General features: G+C 42.3%; 24 protein-coding genes. 2 read left to right on the top strand and 22 right to left on the bottom strand.

The window, feature by feature from the left end; all coding sequences use genetic code 11:
* The 10 genes from smpB to ybeY all read right to left on the bottom strand — a co-directional run bounded on the left by smpB (position 1) and on the right by ybeY (position 7757).
* Entirely contained in the window at positions 1-468 is a 468-nt protein-coding gene (gene smpB / locus M1F74_RS02410) for an SsrA-binding protein SmpB (RefSeq protein ID WP_001051742.1), read from the bottom strand.
* Positions 431-2785, bottom strand: coding sequence for a ribonuclease R (gene rnr / locus M1F74_RS02405; RefSeq protein ID WP_247946189.1), 2355 nt, complete (start codon positions 2783-2785; stop codon positions 431-433). The genes smpB and rnr overlap by 38 nt, the downstream gene beginning before the upstream one ends.
* Positions 2786-2881: 96 nt before the next feature.
* Positions 2882-3115 (bottom strand): preprotein translocase subunit SecG, encoded by a 234-nt coding sequence (gene secG / locus M1F74_RS02400; protein WP_000282517.1) that lies wholly within the window; start codon positions 3113-3115, stop codon positions 2882-2884.
* 39 nt (positions 3116-3154) lie between these two features.
* On the bottom strand, positions 3155-3304 hold the full coding sequence (rpmG, locus tag M1F74_RS02395) for a 50S ribosomal protein L33 (protein WP_007519517.1): 150 nt from the start codon (positions 3302-3304) through the stop codon (positions 3155-3157).
* Entirely contained in the window at positions 3304-4503 is a 1200-nt protein-coding gene (locus M1F74_RS02390) for a multidrug efflux MFS transporter (RefSeq protein WP_247946188.1), read from the bottom strand. The genes rpmG and M1F74_RS02390 overlap by 1 nt, the downstream gene beginning before the upstream one ends.
* Positions 4490-5095 carry a dephospho-CoA kinase gene (gene coaE / locus M1F74_RS02385; protein ID WP_000516186.1) on the bottom strand — a complete coding sequence of 202 codons (606 nt, stop codon included), beginning with the start codon at positions 5093-5095 and terminating at the stop codon, positions 4490-4492. Before coaE ends, M1F74_RS02390 begins: the two co-directional genes overlap by 14 nt.
* Complete coding sequence (mutM, locus tag M1F74_RS02380) at positions 5095-5919, bottom strand: DNA-formamidopyrimidine glycosylase (RefSeq protein ID WP_247946187.1); 825 nt, start codon at positions 5917-5919, stop codon at positions 5095-5097. The genes coaE and mutM overlap by 1 nt, the downstream gene beginning before the upstream one ends.
* A 48-nt stretch (positions 5920-5967) precedes the next feature.
* Positions 5968-6867, bottom strand: coding sequence for a GTPase Era (gene era, locus M1F74_RS02375; protein ID WP_247946186.1), 900 nt, complete (start codon positions 6865-6867; stop codon positions 5968-5970).
* Positions 6868-6883: 16 nt separating this feature from the next.
* Complete coding sequence (locus M1F74_RS02370) at positions 6884-7279, bottom strand: diacylglycerol kinase family protein (RefSeq protein WP_247946185.1); 396 nt, start codon at positions 7277-7279, stop codon at positions 6884-6886.
* Positions 7260-7757: an rRNA maturation RNase YbeY gene (ybeY, locus tag M1F74_RS02365; protein WP_000275169.1), complete on the bottom strand. Its 498-nt coding sequence runs from the start codon at positions 7755-7757 to the stop codon at positions 7260-7262. The genes M1F74_RS02370 and ybeY overlap by 20 nt, the downstream gene beginning before the upstream one ends.
* Positions 7758-7861: 104 nt before the next feature.
* Between ybeY and pavA the strand changes: the two genes are divergently transcribed.
* Entirely contained in the window at positions 7862-9517 is a 1656-nt protein-coding gene (gene pavA / locus M1F74_RS02360) for an Rqc2 family fibronectin-binding protein PavA (RefSeq protein ID WP_247946184.1), read from the top strand.
* Between the two features lie 199 nt (positions 9518-9716).
* On the opposite strand, the gene M1F74_RS02355 is transcribed toward pavA, so the two are convergent.
* The 10 genes from M1F74_RS02355 to M1F74_RS02310 form a co-directional block, all read right to left on the bottom strand.
* Complete coding sequence (locus tag M1F74_RS02355) at positions 9717-10448, bottom strand: NAD-dependent protein deacylase (protein WP_084854065.1); 732 nt, start codon at positions 10446-10448, stop codon at positions 9717-9719.
* A 153-nt stretch (positions 10449-10601) separates the two neighbouring features.
* Positions 10602-11312 (bottom strand): purine-nucleoside phosphorylase, encoded by a 711-nt coding sequence (gene deoD, locus M1F74_RS02350; protein WP_000022091.1) that lies wholly within the window; start codon positions 11310-11312, stop codon positions 10602-10604.
* A 267-nt stretch (positions 11313-11579) separates the two neighbouring features.
* A complete protein-coding gene (locus M1F74_RS02345) occupies positions 11580-12290 on the bottom strand; it encodes a type 1 glutamine amidotransferase (protein WP_247946183.1) in 711 nt (236 codons plus the stop codon).
* Between the two features lie 4 nt (positions 12291-12294).
* Positions 12295-13104: a purine-nucleoside phosphorylase gene (locus M1F74_RS02340; RefSeq protein ID WP_247946182.1), complete on the bottom strand. Its 810-nt coding sequence runs from the start codon at positions 13102-13104 to the stop codon at positions 12295-12297.
* Positions 13101-13661, bottom strand: a complete 561-nt coding sequence (locus tag M1F74_RS02335) for a DUF1697 domain-containing protein (RefSeq protein ID WP_247946181.1) — start codon at positions 13659-13661, stop codon at positions 13101-13103. Before M1F74_RS02335 ends, M1F74_RS02340 begins: the two co-directional genes overlap by 4 nt.
* A 1-nt stretch (position 13662) precedes the next feature.
* A complete protein-coding gene (locus M1F74_RS02330) occupies positions 13663-14874 on the bottom strand; it encodes a phosphopentomutase (RefSeq protein WP_247946180.1) in 1212 nt (403 codons plus the stop codon).
* Between the two features lie 23 nt (positions 14875-14897).
* Positions 14898-15581 carry a ribose-5-phosphate isomerase RpiA gene (rpiA, locus tag M1F74_RS02325; protein ID WP_247946179.1) on the bottom strand — a complete coding sequence of 228 codons (684 nt, stop codon included), beginning with the start codon at positions 15579-15581 and terminating at the stop codon, positions 14898-14900.
* Between the two features lie 105 nt (positions 15582-15686).
* Positions 15687-16616: a peptidase U32 family protein gene (locus M1F74_RS02320; protein WP_247946178.1), complete on the bottom strand. Its 930-nt coding sequence runs from the start codon at positions 16614-16616 to the stop codon at positions 15687-15689.
* 124 nt (positions 16617-16740) lie between these two features.
* Positions 16741-17421: an ABC transporter ATP-binding protein gene (locus M1F74_RS02315; RefSeq protein ID WP_247946177.1), complete on the bottom strand. Its 681-nt coding sequence runs from the start codon at positions 17419-17421 to the stop codon at positions 16741-16743.
* A 13-nt stretch (positions 17422-17434) separates the two neighbouring features.
* Positions 17435-18490 (bottom strand): ABC transporter permease, encoded by a 1056-nt coding sequence (locus M1F74_RS02310; protein ID WP_247946214.1) that lies wholly within the window; start codon positions 18488-18490, stop codon positions 17435-17437.
* Between the two features lie 386 nt (positions 18491-18876).
* Here M1F74_RS02310 and M1F74_RS02305 point away from each other — a divergent pair, with 386 nt between their 5' ends.
* On the top strand, positions 18877-19161 hold the full coding sequence (locus M1F74_RS02305) for a DUF3270 domain-containing protein (protein ID WP_084872933.1): 285 nt from the start codon (positions 18877-18879) through the stop codon (positions 19159-19161).
* A gap of 63 nt (positions 19162-19224) precedes the next feature.
* Here the strand turns inward: M1F74_RS02305 and M1F74_RS02300 are convergent, their stop codons facing one another.
* Positions 19225-20562 carry a sensor histidine kinase gene (locus M1F74_RS02300; protein ID WP_007521609.1) on the bottom strand — a complete coding sequence of 446 codons (1338 nt, stop codon included), beginning with the start codon at positions 20560-20562 and terminating at the stop codon, positions 19225-19227.
* Complete coding sequence (ciaR, locus tag M1F74_RS02295; RefSeq protein ID WP_000590630.1) at positions 20552-21226, bottom strand: two-component system response regulator CiaR; 675 nt, start codon at positions 21224-21226, stop codon at positions 20552-20554. The genes M1F74_RS02300 and ciaR overlap by 11 nt, the downstream gene beginning before the upstream one ends.
* Positions 21227-21238: the final 12 nt, after the last annotated feature.

Raw genomic sequence — 21238 nt, 5'->3', positions numbered from 1 at the left:
TTAACGCTGGTTGACAGCTTTCATGACACGCGCGATGTCGCGGTTTTGTTCACGACGCTTGATGGATTCGCGTTTGTCATAGTCATGTTTCCCTTTGGCAAGTCCTAAAAGGAGTTTAGCATAGCCATCTTTGATATATACCTTAAGGGGAACAAGGGTCATCCCTGTCCCTTTGGTCTCTTGTTCCAATTTTTGAATTTGCTTCTTATGGAGTAGAAGTTTGCGACGTCGTTCCGGTTCCTGGTTCCAGATATTGCCCTCTTCGTAAGGGGCGATATGGACATTGCTCAGCCAGACTTCCCCATTTTTTACTTGGGCAAAGCCGTCCTTGAGATTGATTCGAGCTGCTCGAACGCTCTTGATTTCAGTTCCGGTTAGGACCATTCCTGCCTCTAGCGTATCTACGATTGTATAGTCGTGGTGCGCTTTTTTATTTTGTGCGACGACCTTTCCCTCGCCCTTTGCCATGCTTGGCTCCTTTCTTAACTACTTCTTTGTAAAAAGGTTTCTTGCCTTTTTTCTTCTTGTCTTTTTGTGAATGCTTGTGCTTATCATTCGAGCGCCCTGATTTTCTCTTGTCTTCCTTCTTGTCTGAACGACGACTTGAACTACGACCTCTGTCTTTGCGTCCAGCTTGTTTCAAGCCTTTTTCGATGACATCAAACTCACTTGGGATATAAGAGAAGTCAATCTCACCTGTCATCTTATCCGCTCTTTCAACTCGAATACGAATCTGTTGCCCTACACGGAAGGTTATGCCTGATTTCTCCCCACGGAGAGTCAAATCTCGCTCATTGAAATGATAAAATTCTGGTAAATTGGTGACGTGAATCAAGCCCTCGACTGTATTTGGCAATTCAACAAAGAGACCGAATTTGACGATGCTGGATACAACCGCATCATACTCTTCGCCCACGTATTCTTCCATGTACTCAGCCTTTTTCATGGCTTCGACTTCACGCTCCGCCTCGATGGCACGACGTTCACGGTTGGAAGACTGGGTTGCAATCTCTGGAATCACTTGTTCAAAATGCTCTGCTATTTCCTTAGAACGGCCGTAATCCCGAATCATTCGATGGACTAGAAGGTCTGGATAACGGCGAATAGGACTGGTAAAGTGAGTGTAATAATCAGCAGCAAGACCATAGTGACCGTGATTGTGCTCTGAATAGCGAGCTTGTTGCATGGATCGGAGAAGCATCATGGACAATACATCCGCATAGGGTTCTCCCTCAACAGCACGCATGATGTCTTGAAGCGCCTCCTGGCTAATCTCACTGGCAGTCCCATAAATCCGCAAACCAAAGCTCGAAGCGTAATCAATAAACTTCTGAACTTTTTCAGCCTTGGGCTCCTCGTGGATTCGATAAATGAAAGGTAGGTCCAGCTTGCTAAAGTGCTCGGCAACTGTTTCATTAGCAATCAACATGAAGGACTCGATCATCCGCTCAGCAACACCACGCTGACGAAGAACGATATCCACAGGCTTACCTTTTTTATCCACCAAGATCTTAGCTTCACTGGTATCAAAATTAAGGGCACCACGTTTCTCACGCATGCTTTCTAGCCTTTCATGAAGCTTGGCCATGAGTTCGATACTAGGAACAATCTTCTTAAACTCTTGCCTCTTTTCCTCATCGCCAGCTAGGATGTCATTGACAGCGCTATAGGTCATACGGAAGCTAGTCTTGATAACTGTTTGGGTAATAGTGTAATTAACCACACGACCATGTTTATCAATTTCCATAATGGCAGACTGGGTCAAGCGATCTACTTGAGGATTGAGCGAGCAAATGCCGTTTGACAAACGCTCTGGAAGCATTGGCACCACACGGTCTGTCACGTAGACAGAAGTCGCGCGGTTAAGGGCTTCCTTGTCAAGGGCAGAACCCTCGGTCACATAGTAGGAAACATCTGCAATGTGAACTCCGAGTTCGATATTGCCATTCTTTAAAGGCTTGATGTGGACCGCATCGTCCAAGTCCTTGGCATCCGCACCGTCAATGGTAAAGGTGATTTCATCTCTCAGGTCCAGACGACCTTCCATATCCTTTTGAGACGGAGCTTCTGGCACACTTTCTGCTTCCTTGAGAACAGCTTCTGGAAATTCTGAAACAATATCCATGGATTCCAAGACTTCAAGAACGTCAATCCCAGCATCAGTCGAGTGCCCCACCACGTCTAGCACACTAGCGACAAAGAAATCATGTTTCTTACTTGGGTATTTGTCAATAAAGACCTTGAGAACTTCAGTACCTTCCAACTTGATAGCCGGTTTCTTCACATAAATCGGTTGGCTGATTTTCTGATTCTTTGAACGAATGTAGCCCGCATACTTGGGCTTTTCCTGATCCAGAACGATTTGCCCGACAACGGTTGTCAGGCTGTGTTCTAAGATATCAATAATTTTGGCTTCTGCAGCAGTTCCCTTGTTGCGGTCAGCGACTTTCTTGATGACCACCTCTACGGTATCACCATCAATGGCATAGTTGACATCGTTTTTTCCTACAAAAAGGTCGTCCTCTTCGCCTTCTATACTGACAAAGCCAAAGCCGTTTTTATGGGCATGAAAAATCCCTTTGAGGGTGATTTCATGTTTCTTCTTCTGGTCCAAGGAGAGGCTTCCATCTTCTCCAAATCGAATCTGGTGCTTTCTTTCCATCAGAGACAGGGTTTTAATCAACTCACGGAAATCCTTGGATCCATCCTTTCCGAGAGCCTGAGCTAGGTCATTTACCGTCACTCGTCCCTTCTCTTGCAAATATTCTTTTATTTTATCTTTCATGTTTTCTTTCTAGATTTTTATAATTTCTTTTTGAGTGATAACTTTATAAGTGTCATTGAAAATAAAAATAGGCTAAGACCTAGTCTCGCCCATTTCTTATCTACTTGATAATACCGTCAATGCTAAGGCAATGGCTAGCCAGAAAAAGACTAAAATACCTGTCAAACGTTGCATCACAGCTTCAAAACCACGCGCCTTACTACGTTCAAACAAATCACCTGAGCTGGCATCAAATACATTGCTGGATTGGTTCTTAGTTGGTTGCATGAAAATCGCAATCACAATCACAACAGATAATACTAATAAAATGGTTAACAATAGGTTATACATATCAAACTCCTTAAAATCCCTATTATTTTACCATAAAATCTACTTAGATTCAAGATGTAGGGTTACTTTTCTTTCCTTGGGACAATACTTTAAAACCTCAATCTTGTCAGGATGAGTTTTGGAGTTCTTACTGGTTAGATAATTCATGCTGCCGCAAGAGGAGCACTTGAGATTGATTTTTACTCGCACTAGATTTCCTTTACTTTTAATAATGATCTAAATTGCACTATGTTACATAAACAACTGAAAGTTACACAGGCTGCTGTCGCATAAAAGACAGCATGGTAGCCCAAATATCCTGCAACTGCGGATCCCGCCATGGGTCCAATCACTCCACCGAGGTAAAAAAAGACTTGGTTGAAGGCAAAAATTCTTGAAATTCCAGACTTTGGAGTCATTTTGCTGAGAAGGGCATTGACTCCCGGTATGAGAGCTCCCGTTCCCAAACCAAAGAGAAAACGATACAAGCCAAGTTGAAGTGGGCTAGTCGCATGGGCACAAAGAAGGTAAATGATGACAGAATAAATCTGCGCTACAACTAACAATCTATGATTCCCTACCTTATCGCCAAGTTTTCCTAGAACTCCAGCACTCATCATGCTAGAAAATCCCATGCTGGATACGATCAATCCAGATACAAGGAGGAGATTTGCAGTCTGCCCTAAGTCCCGAACATAGAGAGCTAGAATGGGACCAATTGATTGAGCTGAAAATTGAATGACAAAGCTGGTTAAAAATAGGTTTATTAAAAGCCTAGGATACTTAAAAGAAGAAAATAATTCTTTCGTTGGGATAGCCTTCTCCTTAGCAACTGGCTGAAAATCTTCCTTGATAAAGAAAATGGTTAGGATTGCAGCTAAAAATAAGAAAGCGCCTACCAATAAAAAGACATTACGAATGCCAAAAATTTCAGCAATAAAGCCTCCAACAAAGGGACCCGTCAGTGTTCCTGCAACAACACCTGTAGATAGAGTTCCAAGAGCCGCTCCCGACTTATCTTTAGGTACCTGACTAGCAATCAAGGCTGTTGCATTGGGGACAAAACCAGTAAATACACCATTGAGCAAGCGCAGAAAGAGTAGCCAATAGATATTTGGCACGAAGGCTAAACCTCCCATAGTGATAGTCATGGCAAGACCTGCTCGAATCATCATGGGTTTACGACCGTACTTGTCAGCAAGGATACCCCAGATCGGGGAAATCAAAGCTGCTGAAACAGCCGAAATTGAGATGGCTAATCCAGCATAGAAAGCAACTTGATTCCTTTCGATTCCCAACTGCTCTACAAAGATAGGCATAAAAGGGACGACTAAGGATATACTAGCCCCAGTTAAAAAACTCCCAAACCAGGCGACACGAAGATTCTCTTTCCAACTAATCTCTTGCACAGCTATCGCCTCCTTCAAGTAACTTCACTACTTGACCCACAAGCTGATCACGACTGCCATTGTTATCTAATATATGACTTGCTAGTTTTTTCTTTTCTTCTAAAGACCACTGGGCGGAAAGACGCGACTCTGCTACTTCCTTAGAAAGATGATCCCGTTTCATGAAACGTTCTAATTGAATATCATAGTCCACATAGACCAGCCACGTTTCATCAAACCAGTTGGCATAGTCCTGTTCAAAAAGCAGGGGAATATCCATGAAAAAAATCGCTTCTGTCTGGGATAATCGATCTCGCAATGCAGCCAATTCCTCACGAATAATCTCTCCTTGGGTTGACTTAGACCATTCCCGCTCCTCAGTTTTTGAAAAGATGAGACTAGCTACGAGAGGGCGATTGAGTTCTCCATTTTTTAAGAGAATTTCCTGTCCAAAATGCTGAACTAAGACCTGATAAAGACGACCGCCAGGTTTTTGTAGTTGGTGGACAACTGCGTCGGCATCTACTACTTGAAAACCTTTCTGCCTTAGAAAATTTGTCACAGTTGACTTACCAGAGGCGATTCCTCCTGTGATTCCGATGATTTTTCCCATCAGTCCCTCCTTTGACACTGAGGACAAAAATGAGTTCCCCGTCCACCGAGCTGGAATTTCTCAATCACTGTCCCACAGCGCGAACATGCTTGTCCAGTCTTATCATAGACCTGATGGAAGTCCTGCATGGTTCCGTCTTCCCCAAAGGCATTGGTATAGGTCCGAATGGTGGAGCCGCCCTTTTCGACTGCCTGTCCCAAAACAGCAATGGTCTGGTCATGAATAGCTGACGCTTCTTCTGCAGTCAAAGTTTGGGAAGGTCTAGCTGGATGAACCTGAGCTCGCCAGAGGACCTCATCCACATAGATATTGCCAAGGCCAGCTACCAAGGTCTGGTCTAGGAGATGGGATTTGATAGGCTTTTTAGACTTGGCTAGGGCAGTTTGAAAAGCTTGCAAATCAAAGTCTTCTTCGCTTGGTTCGGGGCCTAGTTTTTTAGAAACAAAATAAGCTTCCAATAGGTCGGGTGTCAGCAGTTCCATCGTACCAAACTTGCGTACATCCTCATAAACAAGCGTTCCACCGTCCTCAAACTGGAAGAAAACATGGGCATGCTTGCGTTCAGGAACTTGGGCCGGATAGTAAAAATATTTGCCCTCCATCCGCAGATGAGAAATCAAGACCTTGTCTGTCAGGTAGAAAATCAAATATTTACCACGACGTCCCATTGACTCAACAATCTGACCAGGCACTTCCTTTTGAAACTCGTCCAAATCTGTCTTGATCATCTTAGGATAAGCGATCTCTATATTAGAAATCTTTTTTCCTAAAATTAATTTTTCTAAGCCACGACGAACCGTTTCAACCTCAGGTAATTCAGGCATAGTCCCTCCTTCTGTAAAAACAAGAAGCAGGCATGAGCCCACCTCTACTTAGTATTCTTTCTCATTATAGCCAAAGTCAGCCAAATCTAGCTTTTTATCACGCCAGTTTTTCTTGATCTTGACCCAAGTTTCTAGGAAAACCTTGTCCCCTAGCATAAGTTCGATATCACGACGAGCCATGGTCCCAATTTTCTTGAGCATAGCACCACCTTTTCCGATGACAATACCCTTTTGACTATCGCGCTCGACCATGATAGTTGCGCGAATGTGAACCTTGTCTGTCTCTTCGTCACGCTTCATAGAGTCAACTACTACTGCGACTGAGTGAGGGATTTCTTCACGAGTCAAGTGGAGAACCTTCTCACGAATCATTTCTGAAACTAAGAAACGCTCAGGATGATCTGTAATTTGGTCAGCTGGGAAATACTGGAAACCTTCCTCTAGATTTTCACTCAAAATATCGATTAGTCGAGAAACGTTATTTCCCTGAAGGGCTGAGATAGGAACAATTTCCTTAAAGTCCATTTGGTTACGGAAGTCATCAATTTGAGCCAAGAGCTGATCAGGATGAACCTTGTCAATCTTATTCACCACCAGAATCACAGGAACCTTGGCAGCTTTCAGGCGTTCGATAATCATATCATCACCCTTACCACGCGCTTCGTCAGCTGGCACCATGAAAAGAACGGTATCCACTTCACGAAGTGTGCTGTAGGCAGATTCCACCATGAAATCTCCAAGAGCCGTCTTAGGCTTGTGAATTCCTGGTGTGTCGATAAAGACGATTTGTTCCTTATCCGTGGTGTAAATCCCCATTATTTTATTGCGCGTTGTTTGCGCCTTGTCACTCATGATAGCAATCTTTTGCCCCATAACGTGATTCAAAAAGGTTGACTTCCCAACATTGGGACGTCCTAAAATGGCTACAAAGCCTGATTTAAATGTCATATTTTCCTCTTATTGTTTAAAATAGTAAATCCCAAATACGTGGGAGAAAGATAAGTGCACCTGTCACCGCAGCAAAAAGAGAGACCACAAGCACGGCTCCTGCTGCCATGTCCTTGGCTTTCTTTGCCAACATAGAAAAGTGATAGTGACTGGCTAGATCCACCACATTTTCAATAGCAGAGTTAATAATTTCAAATGCTACTACCAAGAAAATGCTCATTAGGAGAAAGAGCCATTCGATCCGTGACACCTGAAAAGCAAAACCTGCAAGGACGACTACCAGAGCCGTCACTGCATGTTTGCGCATATTGCGTTCGTCCTTGATAGCGGTAAAAATACCTGTCAAAGCAAATTCTAAACTAGATACCAGGTCACGATTTTTCCATTTTCGTTTATTGTCTTGTGAGTCCATAGGCTGTCAAAATTTCTTCTTGTAAACCGAACATCTCCGCTTCTTCTTCCGGAGTGTAGTGATCGTAGCCGTTGATATGTAAAAAGCCGTGTACTGCCAAGAAGCCCATCTCACGCTCAAAGCTGTGGCCATATTCCTCAGCCTGCTCATGCGCTTTATCGATAGAGATGAACAGTTCCCCAATATAGGCATCAAACTCGGACATCATCTCTGCTAATTCAGGATTTTCAAGCAAATCCTCTTCGTCAAAGGCAATATCCAACTCTGGCTTATACTCAAGGCTGATGACATCCGTCGGACGATCGGTGTCACGATACTCGAGGTTGAGTTCGTGACTACGCTCGTTGGTCACAAAAGTGACTGCCATTTCCTTGTCTTCTTTTCCTATTTTTTGGGCAGCAAATTCCAAAATTTCTTGGGTTTGTTGCAAGATTTCTTGTGAAACTTGACCAGTTTCATCTACCATTTCAATATACATGTACTTCTCGATTCTCTTTACTTGGCTTTATTATACCACATTTCCATGATTTTATTCTACCTTTTTGATATAATACTATGGAATACAATCACAAGGAGAGAACGATGTCATTTGACGGATTTTTTTTACACCACATGGTTGAGGAATTGCGAAACGAGTTGCTCAATGGTCGCATTCAGAAAATCAATCAGCCTTTTGAACAAGAGTTGGTCTTGCAAATCCGCAGCAATCGCCAAAGCCATCGCTTGCTCCTCTCTGCTCATCCTGTTTTCGGACGCATCCAACTTACCCAATCGACTTTTGAAAATCCAGCCCAACCTTCTACTTTTATCATGGTTTTGAGGAAGTATTTACAAGGCGCCGTAATTGAGTCCATCGAGCAAATCGAAAATGACCGTATCGTAGAAATCACTGTTTCCAATAAAAACGAGATTGGGGATCATATCCAGGCGACTCTCATTATCGAGATCATGGGCAAACACAGTAATATCCTCCTAGTTGATAAGAGCAGCCACAAAATTCTCGAAGTCATCAAACATGTCGGCTTTTCACAAAATAGCTACCGCACCTTACTGCCAGGCTCAAGCTATATCGCTCCACCAAGTACCGAGTCTCTCAATCCTTTCACTATCAAGGATGAAAAACTCTTTGAAATCTTGCAAACCAATGAACTAACGGCAAAAAATCTTCAAAGTCTTTTTCAAGGTCTAGGACGGGATACCGCGGCAGAACTTGAAAGACTTTTGGTAAGTGATAAGCTTTCTACCTTCCGTCACTTTTTCGGACAAGAAACCAAGCCTTACCTAACAGAGTCTTCTTTCAGTCCAGTTCCTTTTGCAAATCGTATAGGAGAGCCTTTTGCCAGTCTTTCTGATCTTCTGGATACCTACTACAAAGACAAGGCCGAGCGCGATCGCGTCAAACAGCAAGCCAGTGAACTGATTCGTCGTGTTGAAAATGAACTTCAGAAAAATCGACATAAGCTGAAAAAACAAGAAAAAGAGTTACTAGCGACAGACAATGCTGAGGAATTTCGCCAAAAAGGAGAATTGCTGACAACCTTCCTCCACCAAGTTCCGAATGACCAAGACCAGGTAGTCTTGGATAACTACTACACCAATCAACCTATCACCATTGCGCTGGATAAGGCCTTGACTCCCAGCCAAAATGCTCAACGCTATTTTAAACGTTACCAGAAACTCAAAGAAGCTGTCAAATACTTAACTGAGTTGATCGAAGAAACCAAGGCAACCATTCTCTATCTAGAAAGCGTGGAAACCGTCCTCAACCAAGCTGGACTGGAAGAAATCGCTGAAATCCGTGAAGAATTGATCCAAACAGGCTTCATTAGAAGACGCCAACGCGAGAAAATTCAGAAACGCAAAAAACCAGAACAGTATCTGGCCAGCGATGGCAAAACCATTATCTATGTCGGTCGAAACAATCTTCAAAACGAAGAATTGACCTTTAAAATGGCCCGCAAGGAGGAACTTTGGTTCCATGCCAAGGACATCCCTGGAAGTCATGTCGTCATCTCAGGAAATCTCAATCCTTCTGACGAAGTCAAGACAGACGCAGCAGAGTTAGCTGCCTACTTCTCCAAAGGGCGCCTGTCAAATCTCGTGCAAGTGGATATGATTGAAGTGAAAAAACTCAACAAACCAACTGGTGGCAAACCCGGTTTTGTAACCTACACAGGACAAAAGACCCTCCGCGTTACACCAGACCCAGAAAAAATCGCATCTATGAAAAAATCCTGATTTCAAGTGAATTCAGGATTTTCTTTTACATTTTACTCTGCAATCAAGGTTTCCAAACCAACCTTCATCATATCGGTGAAGGTGTTTTGATTTTCTCAGCCAGTTTTTAATAACTCTCAAAGAGCGAGATAGTGGTCAATAAATGAGATAGTTTTCTCTTTCAAGTAACAAGGTTTTGTTGCTATCTTCTAAAATTCTTTTATTGTCTCAATTTCGAAAAGACTTCCCCAATCTTACCTTCAATGACCAATGTAGCTTGGCTGTCTTGTGGAATACTGGTTTTATTGATAAGGACCAGATTTGTCCCAGAAAAATAGTTTACTAGGCTAGCTGCAGGATAAACAACCAAGGAAGTCCCACCAATTATCAGCAAGTCAGCTTGCCGAATAGCTTGTGCAGCTTGGCTAAAAACATCCATGTCAAGTGATTCTTCATACAAGGTCACGTCAGGCTTAACCACCTTGCCACAGTCTAAGCAGTGGGGAACCGGTCCCTCGAGGGCAAGAAAAGCAGTTAAGTCATAGAAACGTTGACAACCTAGGCAGTAATTCCGGTCCGCACTCCCATGCAATTTAAAGATCTTTTGGGAGCCAGCCATTTCATGAAGACTATCGATATTTTGTGTCACAACAGCCTTTAGCTTACCTGTCTTTTCCAAAGCAGCTAGATAAGTATGAGCAGCATTAGGCTTGGCTTCTGGATAAATCAGGTATTTCTTATAAAAGTCAAAAAAATCTTCTGGATAGCGCTCAAACATGGTCCGAGAAACGAGTTGCTCTGCCGTAAAATGACGGCCTAACTGATGACTATAAACACCATCTGAACTACGAAAATCTGGGATATTGGACTCGGTTGACACTCCTGCCCCTCCAAAGAAAACAATCCGTTGGCTTTGATCTATCAAATCTTGTAATTGTTCAATTTTATCCATCACATTTCTCCTTAAGCTGGGTTCTAAAAAAGTTGAAAATCCATTGCTCCAGCAATCTGATTTTCAACTCTTCCTTTATTATTGCTTAGATATTGAAAATAGATCACTTACAACAGTTCTTGTAACTAATGTAATTGAAAAGCTATTCTCTGATTACTCTGCAATCAAGGTTTCCAAGCCGACCTTCATCATATCCGTGAAGGTATTTTGGCGTTCTTCTGCAGTGGTGTCTTCATCTGGATTGACCAAGCTATCAGAAATGGTCATGATAGCAAGTGCATCAACGTGGTGTTGGGCAGCAAGATAGTAAAGAGCTGCTGCTTCCATTTCCACAGCCTTGACTCCCCATTTACCAAGCTCGATGTTCTTTTCAAAGTAGTTTGAGTAAAAGACATCTGATGACAAGACGTTCCCAACGTGGGTTGTCATACCAAGTTCTTTGGCGATATGGTAGGCCTTGTCTAGCAAGTCAAAACTAGCGATTTGTGGGAAATCATACTGTGGCCAGTCGTTGCGAATGATGTTTGAGTTGGTTGCAGCTGCTTGCGCCAAAACCAATTCACGGACGTGGACATCTTCATTCAAAGAGCCAGCAGTTCCCACACGGATCAATTTCTTCACTCCGTAGTCTACAATCAACTCACGCGCATAGATCGAAATGGATGGCATCCCCATCCCAGTTCCCATGACAGAGACACGGTGACCCTTGTAAGTACCAGTGTAGCCAAACATGTTACGCACTTCATTAAAACAAACAGCATCTTCAAGGAAATTCTCCGCAATAAACTTAGCACGAAGAGGATCCCCCGGAAGAAGAATTTTATCAGCAATTTCACCCTGCTGAGCAGCAATATGGATAGACATAATATATGATACAAAGAGCGAGCAGAACACACGCTCTACCTTTCTTTATTCTAAGATTGATCGTCAGAAAGATACCAAACCCGTCAAAAAGCGAAAGGAAAATAAGAGTTGGGTGCAGTGAATGATGCTCGCTAAACCAACTATCTTTTTCCCACTGCTTTTAGGGTGGGGTCAATTCCTTTCTTTCTTGATTTTAAATTTAAATATTTCGCAGAATAGTTAGCCCGAGTTTGACTATAACTCAGATACTCTGCCTTTCTGCAGTTCCTAGTTTACCAATGAATCTAAAAATGCATACAGTTTTGCATTCATTTCGGAGTAATGATTTCCACGTAATTCTTCTGGTGTTTGAACAAAAGGCAACTTTTCACTTTGCTCTCTTAATTGCTCCCCACCATCCGCAGTAATTAAGAGTTCTACTGCTTCGGGATCAAATTCCAAATGGGCCTGAAATGCATAATGCTTCGGACTAAAGCGAATAATTTGGCGTGGACAACCTTGACTCGCCGCAAGAACAACAGCATCCTCTGTCAGCCCTGGCATATCACCATGCCAGTGGCCGGTTTCTAAGGTTTCTCCGAACAAGCTTACATGAGGATCTGTTAGACCTTCCATCGTCAATGTCACAGGATAAACGCCGATCTCGCGCTCTGGACTATGTTCATACTTCGCACCATAGGCAACAGACAAGAGCTGAGCACCAAGACAGACACCAACGATATAGATATCTGCGGCAATTGCTTCTTTCATAAAAGCAAGCTCAGCCTTAGGGTCATAGTATGGGAAGTTTTCTCTATCCTCATCAGGTGATTGAGGACCACCCATAACAATCAGAAAATCAATCCCGTCAATTGTTTCAGGAAGAGGTTCTTTTTCATAAACCTTTGTTGATGTAATGTGATGCCCTCGTGCCAGAGCCCATTTTAGATAAGCACCTGGAACTTCAAAGGTCTCGTGTAAAATAAAGTGAACTCTCATGACATTACAATTCAGCAAGAATAGCTTTCAGCAAACCTTTGAAATCACCCTTGACACGTTCAGTCACTTCCACAACTTCTTCGTGGTTGAGTTCTTCTTGGAAACCAGCCGCAAAGTTAGTAATACATGAAATTCCTAGAACTTTCAAGCCAGAGTGGGCTGCCACGATAACTTCAGGAACAGTAGACATACCAACTGCATCTGCTCCAAGGGTCTTATAGGCACGAATCTCTGCTGGTGTTTCATAAGTTGGACCAGTTACACCGATATAGACACCTTCATCAAGCTTGATACCAAGTTTTTTAGCTACTTGATGAGCTACAGCACGGTATTCAGGTGTGTAAGCTTTAGACATATCAGGGAAACGAGGACCGAAATCATCCAAGTTTTCACCCATCAACGGATTTTGACCCGTAAAGTTGATATGGTCTGAGATAGCCATCAAAGTACCAGGACCATAGCTGATACCTCCTGCAGCATTGGTTACAATGACACCTTCACATCCGAGAACTTTCATCACACGAACTGGGAAAGTCACGACATCCAGAGGATTTCCTTCGTAAAAATGGAAACGACCTTGAAGAGCCAAGACCTTGCGCCCTGCCAGTTCACCATATACCAATTTACCAGCGTGACCGACTACTGTCGAACGGCCCCAGTTTGGGATATCTGCATAGTCTACTACAACTGGATTTTCGATTTCTTCTGCAAGTTCTCCAAGACCTGATCCAAGGATTAGACCAAACTCGGGAGCTTGGATTCCCTTGCCTTTCAAGAAAGCAGCTGTTTCCTTGATCTTATCTAAAAATGTCATTCTGTATCTCCTTTATTATTTTTTAGCATTTGACCGATTTTGTCAAAGGTTTTGGCATTGCGAATGGTGATGTTGCTATAAAAAGGCATCTTGAGCAAGTACTTATGATAGGCAGTTGCATAGTAGGATTCCTCAGAGAATTTCCCCCAGAAAATCCCAAGTCTTCCAAAATGAACCACTTCATCTTTCAGTTCTAAACTATCAACTGTCGCTATGACTTGATCCACATCCAAGCCCTCCGTGTAAAAGAGGACATCCTTTCGTGCCAAATCTTTGGTCCACCAATCTGGCAGATTCTTCAGCTCTTCTTCATAATCTTCCTGACTCAGCAAAGAAAAGATCTGAATAAATGGATAATGGACTGCAAAGAAAACCTCTAACTTTTCAACCAATCGGGCTTTGGGAACTATAGAAGTAAAGAAAATGTTGCCACTGTTGATGTAGGTTTCAACCTTTTCCAGTCCCAACTCTGTCAGTTCTTGACGAAGTTGCGCCATGACAACCTTATTTTTTCCACCAACATTAATGCCCCGAACAAGTAAAGCATATCGCGTCATCTTATACCAATTTATCTAAGAAACTTTCCCCAATCATGGCAGTTTCAACACCAAAGTTATCCGCAACAGTCGCTGAGATATCTGCAAAATGTCCAACTGGAATGACACCATTTCCCTTAAAGCTAGGGCTATAAGCTAAAAGTGGAATATATTCACGAGTATGGTCAGTTCCTGCATAGGTTGGGTCATTTCCATGGTCCGCAGTAATCAAGAGAAGGTCGTTCTCTCTCATGGCTGCGATAATTTCAGGCAAGCGCTCATCGAACTCATGCAAGCAATCACGGTAACCATGAGCATTGCGGCGGTGGCCGTAAAGGGCATCAAAGTCAACTAAGTTTGTGAAGGAGAATCCTTTTTCAAACTCAGCAAGTCCCATCGTCTTCAATAATGTATCAATTCCGTGGCTGTTTGACTTGTTGTGACCCATGTCGTGGTTGATACCCGCACCGTTAAAAATGTCGTTGATTTTACCAACAGCGTAAGTATCGATACCTACTTCGTTCAATTTATCTAAAACAGTCGGTGCAAATGGAGATACAGCCAAGTCACGACGGTTAGCTGTGCGAGTGAAGTTACCGGGTTCACCAACATAAGGACGGGCAATGATACGGCCTAGAAGGGCAGGACGTTCAAGGGTAATCGAACGAGCATATTCACAAATACGGTACAATTCATCTAAAGGAATGATATCTTCGTGGGCAGCAATCTGCAAAACAGGGTCAGCTGAAGTATAGATAATCAACTCTCCAGTTTCCATCTGACGTGGTCCAAAATCATCGATAACAGCTGTTCCTGAGTAAGGTTTGTTGGCTTCACGAATGACCTTGCGTCCGGAAAATTCTTCGATTTTTGTCAAGATTTCTTCTGGGAATCCGTTCCAGAAAGTATCGAAAGGCTCCGTAATGTTAAGTCCCATGATTTCCCAGTGTCCAGTCATAGTATCCTTACCAAGAGATACTTCCTCTAATTTCGTTGCATATCCTGTTGGATTGCTTTCTGCTGGTACAGTCTTAAGAGGAGTTTCACGAGGAATATTTCCTAGACCGATTTTAGCCATGTTTGGCACAGTCAAACCAACTGTTTTGGAAATGTGTCCAAGTGTGTCAGAAGCTCCGTCTGGAACCCCCGCATTGACAAAGTTATTGGCATCTGGTGCAGCACCGATTCCTACAGAATCCAATACCACCAAGTGAATTCGATTAAATTTTGACATAATCTGTCTCCTTATTATTTTGATTATTTTGCTTTTGTTGAAGTTAAAATCTGAACCCCATCTCGTCCCGCTACGATGACCTTATCCACCATTTGGTTGAACAAGCCATGCTCTACGACACCAACGACATGATCCAATTCTTGCCCGAAGGCAATTGGATTTTCAATGACATCCAAGGCTAGGTCAATGATAAAATTCTGCATATCGGTCACAAAATGTTGGCCGTCTTTTTCACGGAAACTTGGTTTATAGCCAGCTCGCTCAAACCTACGAAAGACCTGTTCTGCGCCATACTGAACCACTTCTACTGGCAATTTAAAAGCACCTAGTTTCTCGACCAGTTTGCTTTCATCCACCACCCAAATATATTCTTTTGAGGGCGTTGCGACAACCTTCTCCATCAGAAGGGCACCACCACCGCCTTTGATCCCGTTAAACTGACTATCTACTTCATCCGCCCCATCGACTGTCAGATCGACAAAGTCTACTTGGTCAATCGACTTGAGCGGGATGTTAAGACCTTCAGCCTGTTTACTGGTCACACTGGAAGTCGTTACAGCAGTAATCTGCAAACCTTCTTCCTTAATGCGACGACCTACTTCCTCTACGAAATAATAGGCAGTAGAGCCGGTTCCTAGTCCAACTACCATGCCATCCTTGACAAACTCAGCAGCCTTGATACCTGCCATCTTTTTCAGATTCTCCACTTAAACACCTCCATTAAAGAGCTATTTTTATTATAACATGTATCCGTTTTTATTTCATGAATGCACTGAAAAAACCCGAACATTTTTATTTCGGGTTTTGGGGTTCTATTTAACCATATCAGGATCGTAGTCATAAAATCCTGTATCAAGGAAACGGTTTTTAGGGTGTAACTTGCGCACTTCCTCATCTAATAAGAAGGCTTGGTCATGGCTGAAATTCCCCTCTTGAATCAAGCTGCGTGCTTGGACAAAGAGTTTGGCAATTTCTACAAAATTCTGACCGGGTGTGTAGAGCCCCTCTAGCTTCCAGTGAGTAAAACCATGCTCTACCAATTCTGTCAATTTAGTCATCAAATCAAGGTCGTTATTTGCAAAAATGTGGGTACCATGATTGTCCTCAAAAATCGAGTAATGACTCTCTGGATCACTTGGTTCTGCCAAGAAGAGGTCACGCTTACGCGTCTTTTCATCATCGATATGCGTGAAGTTATAGTAGTTTTGTAAGAGCGGACGCTTAGAATGATGGATGACGCTAGCTCCATAAACCAAAACTTCAGCAGGAATTTCCAAAATCTCTGGCATCTTGAAGAGTTCAGCAGATGGAATTTCATGCGCCAGGACTGCTTCAGAGGCTCCTGCCTTTTGGCCCCAGAAGTTAATCTGACGACTGCTTGTCACCATGGTTGAAGCATCGTAGATGGTCTTAAAGGAATAGCCATCACGGTTTACCACGTAAAAGACACCTGCATCCCCAACAGTAATATAGTCTGTCTTGATCTCTTCCAAGAAGTCTAGGAAAGGCTTGATACGATCCATCATATCTTGGTGCATGAGGGCATTAACCGCTACAATCAATTCCTTGCCTGCTTCATGAACCAACTTAGCGATGGTGCGTAACTCTTCATAGCTAAAGGTTGTTGGCAGACGAAGGCCAAAATCTTTCTCACCAACATAGATACGATCTACGCCAGCTTCGAGTAGTTGTTCAACTTGTTCAATACTTTCAGCAGTTGCTGTAATGATAATCTTTTCCATAAGAAAAATTATACCACATTTCTCAAAAATCAGCTATGAATACTGGGAGTTTCACAAAAAGTTAAACTTATTTCTATCTTTCCCAATCAAAAAGTGAACAGTAACTTGTACCATTCACTCTATTTTATGCATGTGTTTCTTCAACTAGGTGACCATCATTCATAACATAGATACGGTCGACCTTATCAAGAAGACGAGTATCATGCGTAATCATAACAACTCCTCTACCTTGTTCGTGCGCAATGGCAGCCAACATTTCCGTTACTTGGTAGGCACGCTGGGTATCCAGACTGGCCGTTGGCTCATCTGCAAGAACGATGCTCGGATTGTTATAAAGTGCTCTAGCAATCGCCGCACGTTGACGTTCGCCACCCGATAGAGCCTTGGGATAATGATCTTGTACTTTTTCCAAATCCAACAAGTCAAACAGCTCTTTTCGATCACTTTTACTATTTTTTCCCTTATCCAGTTTGTCAATCAAATCCAGCTGTTCCTTGACCGTTAGAAAAGGAATTAAGTTTGAAGCCTGAAGAATGAACCCAAACTCTCTAAAACGGAGATCTGTTTTTTCCTTCTCCGTCAAACTGCCTGTTTCCTTCCCTTTGACTAGAATCTTTCCACTCGAAGCTTCCTGTAGTTGTCCTAGAGTTGTTAGAAAGGTCGTCTTTCCAGAACCTGAAGGCCCAACGATAGCTACGAACTCTCCCGCATTTAGCTGAAAATTCGTCTCATGCAGGGCTACGACTTTCATCTTTCCTTCCCCATAGGTTTTTGTCACTTGATTCATTTCTATCAATGTTGTCATACTATTCTCCTTATCACTCTGCAATCGCAGTAATCGGGTCCACCTTTAGCAAGCGTGGAAGTGAAATGACACCACCTAGAAGGGCCATCAAGGAAATTACCAAGCTTAGGACAGAGTAGGCAATCCAACTTGGATAGAAAAAGAAGGTAGCTGGTAAGACTAAAATCACTCCTCCGATTGCCAGCAAGGCTAAAGCAATCCCCATACCAGCTAGGAGGAAGATTTGACAGAATAGAGACCATACAATGGTTTTGATCTGTATCCCTTGAGCTCGCATTATTCCATAAAGACCTAGTTTTTGGATGGTAATGATATAAACAAAAATCCCCACAATCAAGCCTGTGATAACAATCATAGCAAGAATCATCCCTGAAAATACATTAACCTGAGGTGTGTAGCCAGGAATTTTCGATATCATTTTTGGAATGGAAATCTGTTTCAGTCCATCGCCAACCACCTCTATGTCATTTTTCAATACCAAGGCAGAGATAGAACGATTGGCTTTCAAGGTTCCTTGTAAGGTCCAATAAGTTGTCAGACTCGTAAAGACAACAGGCTCGGTGAAAAACTTATTTCCTTGAGTCAGGCCTACAATCTTGTAACTTGCCTCGCTTCCATTAAGCTGAATGGCATCACCTAGCTTTATCCCATAGTTCTCAAAAGACTGATCCACAACAACCTCATCATCTCTTTCAGGATAACGACCCTCCGTCAAACTAGGAGAGATAAAAGAGTCCCACTCTTGAGCAAAAATGGAAACATTGACCTTTTCACTACCATCGACTAGATTGGTTACAGCAAACATATAGCCCAATGGAGCGGCCTCTTCAGAATTTTTATCCTTGTAGTCCTTTTCAGGAATAAAGGACGCTGTCAAATTATCATTTGCGTAGTCGGATAAAACGACACCCGTTGCTTGCCAGTTATCAATAGCGGCTCGGTTGTTTCGCACGAGACCAAGAGCTAGACTGGTCATAAAAAAGACCATAAAAGCGATAAGAAAAATGGTCGTTAAGATCAAACTATATCGAAGTTTGTTTCGTACTATTTCTTTGATAGCAAGATACATGCTTATCTCCTTTAACTTTCCCCCAGAGGTAGCAAGAAGGCCACCCAGTCCAATAGACAGAATCTCTGTCCTTCCATCCATTCAAAACAACTCCTACCTATTCTTTTAAAATGAATCAGGGTAGCAACTCAACAAATCATCTTAGGAAAAAGCCTCAGCTTGCTATCAATTTATATAAGTTATCCTTTCCTTTCTCAGTATATTTATAATAGAGAAGGTCAGGTCATCTGTTTTAAGTGTAACATCCATGCTATCACTTTCTCTAGTGGGTGTCAAGAAGAGTGACTTAGAAGATGATAAGAGACTTTAGTAGTTTTGTAACAATCCTGTAATAATTCTCTGCATAAAAAATGATAAAATAGTTATGTACTGTTAAGGAGAGAATCATGCCCGCAAGAAAATTAGAAGCTTATGAGTTTGAACAAACTCCCGAATCGAATCAAACTCCGCTTTATCAAGACTATACACTGGAAGCTCCTGTTAGCTCCAATTTAAAAGAAATTTTATTTTTTGTAAATATTGCTTGTTTTTGTATTTTTATGGTGTTTTTTAGTTTTATCTTTTTAGCCTTAAAATTGAACACAGCTTTATCATTTGTTGCTGCTATAGGGGCAAGCTTGGCACTCCTCCAACTCCAACGAAAGATCATTAAACGAAAAATTTCAAAATAAAGGTTGGTAGTGGTACCAACCTCTTTTCTAGTTATCAAAAAAGACAGTTATAGAACTGTCTTTTTATTTATTCTTACGTTTGGGAGGAGATTGAATAGCAATCTTAACTTCAAAAATTGTTCCTCTAGGCTTGTTATCTTTAACGGTAATCGTTCCTCGTAAGGCATCAACAATTTGCTTGGCCAAAGACAAACCTAGACCAAAACCGCCTTTCTGACGAGTTCTCGCCTTGTCTACACGATAAAAGCGGTCAAAGATTTTCTTCTTATCGGCAGCTGAAATCCCAATTCCGTTATCCGTTACGGATAGATAGAGGTGGCGATCCGTAGCATGGACCACAAACTCAATCTTTCCATCTTCTTCGGTATACTTGATGGCATTATCAAACAAGATGGTCATGAGCTGTTTTAGGAGCAACTGATCGGTCATGAATGGACGATAAATTCGATTTTCATAGTTGAAAACACGATCATTTTCAGAAGCAATCAACTCATAGTTGGCAAAGGTTGTTTTAAAGAATTGTGGAGAAACTTCTGCTATTTCTGGTTTGATTCCATCATCTCGACGTGCAAGGTTGAGAAGATTGGTCGTGAGGAAGCGCATATTGCGAACTTCTTCAAGACTAGAAGCAATGCTTTCGCTGGATTCCATAATCGTTGCCTCTGGTTTTCGAAAGAGAGTCTCTAAACGATTTTGTAAAACGGCCAAAGGCGTTCTCAGTTCGTGACTCGCATTTTCAACAAAGGACTTCTGCTTTTGCATACTTTCCAGCAGAGGTTTGACACTGACACGTGCCAGGTAAACACTGGCAATTAAAGATAGGAGCCAGAAACTAGCCATAACTACAACAATTAAATGCTCGTGGTTTTGGCTGATTTGCTCAAGCTGGCTGGTATTGATTAAAACCGCCGCATATTTGACATTACTTGAAACAGTGGATGAATTGGTTTCCATCAAGACCATTCGGTAGGTTTCTTCCTGACCATAGCTATTGACAACTTGGATTTGGCGAATGTGATTCAACTCTTTCTTGTCCAGCTTGATCTTGTCCAAGCCTAAAAAGCGATTGCCCAGTAAGAGTTGGTTAAAATCCTTATCAAAAAGCAAAACTTCTGTATTAGAGCTAACATTGGTCTTGATTTCAGCCTTGCTGGCATCCGCTGTTGCGGGTTGAATATCCTTGACCTCTTCGGTGGCCCGATTCAGGGCTAACTGGATAACCGCTTGAGGACTACTACTAAGGGCTTGTAGTTTTTCATCTACAGAGGTGTAGAGACTCGAGTGCATGACCTGAAGGATAATCAAGGTCATAGCAGAGAAAATCAGGGTGAACACTCCGAAGTTTCGAATGAAATAGCTGAAATCATCCGCATACCATGTTTTTTTTAGTTTATTGAACATCTTTTAATATATACCCGACACTACGCAAGGTTTGAAGATTTTCAGCAAAGGCTGTCCCCTTCAATTTCTTACGAACTTTTGAAACATAGACTTCTACAACGGAAATCGTCGTATCGCTATCAAATCCCCATAGACGGTCAAAAATTTGCGTCTTAGGAAGAATAACATTTTGATTTTGAAGGAAATAAACCAATAACTCAAACTCTTTTCCGAGTAGTTCCACAGGCGTGTCTTCCACCTTAACCTCATTCGTTGAAAGGTTGACGACAATATCCCCATAGGTCAAGGTGTTTTCGTTAAACTTACCTGAACGTTTGAGAAGGGCTTGGATCCGCATTTTGAGTTCTTCTAGATAGAAAGGTTTGGTGAGGTAGTCATCCGCACCCAATTCAAATCCATGACCCTTGTCATCCAAACTTTCCTTAGCGGTCATGATAAGGACAGGGGTTGTAATTCCTTTTTCACGTAATTCTTTCAAGACTTGGAAGCCATTTTTTTCAGGTAACATGAGGTCAAGCAGAATCAAGTCATAGACGCCACTTTCAGCTTCGTAGAGACCTTCTTCTCCATCAAAGACCTGCATGACATCTGCAAAATCATCTAAAAAGTCAAATACTGAGTTTGACAGACCTAGGTCATCTTCTACTAATAAGATTTTTATCATCAGAAACTCCTC

It is taken from the genome of Streptococcus oralis (assembly GCF_023109315.1).
Classification (GTDB): Bacteria; Bacillota; Bacilli; order Lactobacillales; family Streptococcaceae; genus Streptococcus; species Streptococcus oralis_BS.
The sequence above is the reverse complement of the archived record's forward strand: the minus strand, read 5'-3'. Positions and strand labels throughout refer to the sequence as shown.

Coding starts and splice junctions, on each gene's coding strand:
- rnr (WP_247946189.1), bottom strand. CDS start 2,785: ATGAAAGATAAAATAAAAGAATATTTGCAAGAGAAGGGACGAGTGACG.
- M1F74_RS02305 (WP_084872933.1), top strand. CDS start 18,877: ATGCCCGCAAGAAAATTAGAAGCTTATGAGTTTGAACAAACTCCCGAA.
- M1F74_RS02335 (WP_247946181.1), bottom strand. CDS start 13,661: ATGACGCGATATGCTTTACTTGTTCGGGGCATTAATGTTGGTGGAAAA.
- M1F74_RS02355 (WP_084854065.1), bottom strand. CDS start 10,448: ATGGATAAAATTGAACAATTACAAGATTTGATAGATCAAAGCCAACGG.
- ybeY (WP_000275169.1), bottom strand. CDS start 7,757: ATGTATATTGAAATGGTAGATGAAACTGGTCAAGTTTCACAAGAAATC.
- M1F74_RS02340 (WP_247946182.1), bottom strand. CDS start 13,104: ATGACATTTTTAGATAAGATCAAGGAAACAGCTGCTTTCTTGAAAGGC.
- smpB (WP_001051742.1), bottom strand. CDS start 468: ATGGCAAAGGGCGAGGGAAAGGTCGTCGCACAAAATAAAAAAGCGCAC.
- M1F74_RS02300 (WP_007521609.1), bottom strand. CDS start 20,562: ATGTTCAATAAACTAAAAAAAACATGGTATGCGGATGATTTCAGCTAT.
- M1F74_RS02370 (WP_247946185.1), bottom strand. CDS start 7,279: ATGGACTCACAAGACAATAAACGAAAATGGAAAAATCGTGACCTGGTA.
- M1F74_RS02345 (WP_247946183.1), bottom strand. CDS start 12,290: ATGAGAGTTCACTTTATTTTACACGAGACCTTTGAAGTTCCAGGTGCT.
- pavA (WP_247946184.1), top strand. CDS start 7,862: ATGTCATTTGACGGATTTTTTTTACACCACATGGTTGAGGAATTGCGA.
- era (WP_247946186.1), bottom strand. CDS start 6,867: ATGACATTTAAATCAGGCTTTGTAGCCATTTTAGGACGTCCCAATGTT.
- M1F74_RS02310 (WP_247946214.1), bottom strand. CDS start 18,490: ATGTATCTTGCTATCAAAGAAATAGTACGAAACAAACTTCGATATAGT.
- secG (WP_000282517.1), bottom strand. CDS start 3,115: ATGTATAACCTATTGTTAACCATTTTATTAGTATTATCTGTTGTGATT.
- M1F74_RS02315 (WP_247946177.1), bottom strand. CDS start 17,421: ATGACAACATTGATAGAAATGAATCAAGTGACAAAAACCTATGGGGAA.
- deoD (WP_000022091.1), bottom strand. CDS start 11,312: ATGTCTATCCATATTGCTGCTCAGCAGGGTGAAATTGCTGATAAAATT.
- coaE (WP_000516186.1), bottom strand. CDS start 5,095: ATGGGAAAAATCATCGGAATCACAGGAGGAATCGCCTCTGGTAAGTCA.
- mutM (WP_247946187.1), bottom strand. CDS start 5,919: ATGCCTGAATTACCTGAGGTTGAAACGGTTCGTCGTGGCTTAGAAAAA.
- M1F74_RS02330 (WP_247946180.1), bottom strand. CDS start 14,874: ATGTCAAAATTTAATCGAATTCACTTGGTGGTATTGGATTCTGTAGGA.
- ciaR (WP_000590630.1), bottom strand. CDS start 21,226: ATGATAAAAATCTTATTAGTAGAAGATGACCTAGGTCTGTCAAACTCA.
- M1F74_RS02320 (WP_247946178.1), bottom strand. CDS start 16,616: ATGGAAAAGATTATCATTACAGCAACTGCTGAAAGTATTGAACAAGTT.